This window comes from Pseudomonas sp. PNPG3 (assembly GCF_023093815.1).
Taxonomy (GTDB): domain Bacteria; phylum Pseudomonadota; class Gammaproteobacteria; order Pseudomonadales; family Pseudomonadaceae; genus Aquipseudomonas; species Aquipseudomonas asiatica.
This window is the reverse complement of sequence record NZ_JALLKV010000134.1, coordinates 1-1,113: the sequence shown is the minus strand read 5'-3', so window position 1 is coordinate 1,113 and position 1,113 is coordinate 1. Positions and strand designations below refer to the sequence as shown.

At 60.6% G+C, this 1,113-nt stretch carries 1 protein-coding gene; it reads left to right on the top strand.

The annotated features are described in order from the left end of the window. Positions 1 to 55: 55 nt before the first annotated feature. A complete protein-coding gene (locus MJ643_RS31615) occupies positions 56 to 1,084 on the top strand; it encodes an IS30-like element ISPsp7 family transposase (protein ID WP_247727279.1) in 1,029 nt (342 codons plus the stop codon). Positions 1,085 to 1,113: the final 29 nt, after the last annotated feature.

Here is a 1,113-nt window from a genome sequence, read left to right as displayed (position 1 = left end):
GGCGGCGGCAAAAACTGAGTGCAACACCTGACCTTTCCGGTACGGTGCTGCCCCTATGTCTTATACCGAACTCAGCGTTGAAGAGCGCGCCACCATACAAATCGGTCGTACCCAAGGCTTCAGCCTGCGTAGGATTGCCTGCTTGATCAACCGATCCCCTTCGACCATCAGCCGGGAGCTGCGCCGTAACCGAGGTGCTTGCGGTGGCTACTCGGCCCGCCTGGCCCAGCAGCAAATGCAGGCCCGCCGCCAGGTTTGTCGACCGATGCGAAAACTGTTGCCGGGTAGCGAGCGCTTCGAACTGGTGACCCATATGCTGCGTGAGCGTTTGTCTCCCGAGCAGATTGCCGGCAAGCTGCGCAGCATGAACATACCCAACCTGCGAGATGCCTACGTCTGTCGCGAGACGATCTACAACGCGATCTATGCCCTGCCAGTGGGTGAGCTGCGTAAGGAGCTGATCATCTGTCTGCGCCAAGGCAAGACGACGCGCCGGCCGCGCTCTGGTGGCGTGGATCGGCGCGGCCAGATCCCTGAAATGGTCAGCATTCATGTGCGCCCGCCAGAGATCGAAGACCGGCTGATGCCGGGGCATTGGGAGGGCGACCTGATCAAGGGTAAGGCCAACGCCTCGTCGGTAGGCACGTTGGTGGAGCGCACCAGTGGCTACCTGATGCTGGTGAAGATGAACGACGCAACGGCGACCTCGGCGATGGAGGGCTTCAGTGCAGCGCTTAATGGCATGCCGCTGGCGATGCGCAAGAGTATGACCTACGACCAGGGCCGGGAGATGGCGCGACATGCCGAGATCACCCAAAGAACCGGCGTGGCGATCTACTTCTGCGACCCGCACAGCCCCTGGCAGCGCGGCAGCAACGAAAACATCAACGGCCTGATTCGCCAGTACTTGCCCAAGGGCACAGACCTGTCGATACATAGCCAGGAGGAGCTGGACGCCATTGCGCTGCAACTGAACATGCGACCGCGCAAGCGCTTCGACTTCAAATGCCCCATCGAGGTGATGGGAGAGGTCATGCAAAATGCCATGGCAATGCGGCATGATGCTCCGGCTTCAATTCAATAACCGTGTTGCACTCAGCTCCTGCAACCGCC

Excerpts from the sequence above, each read along its gene's own strand:
- MJ643_RS31615 (WP_247727279.1), top strand. The coding sequence starts at position 56 with ATGTCTTATACCGAACTCAGCGTTGAAGAGCGCGCCACCATACAAATC.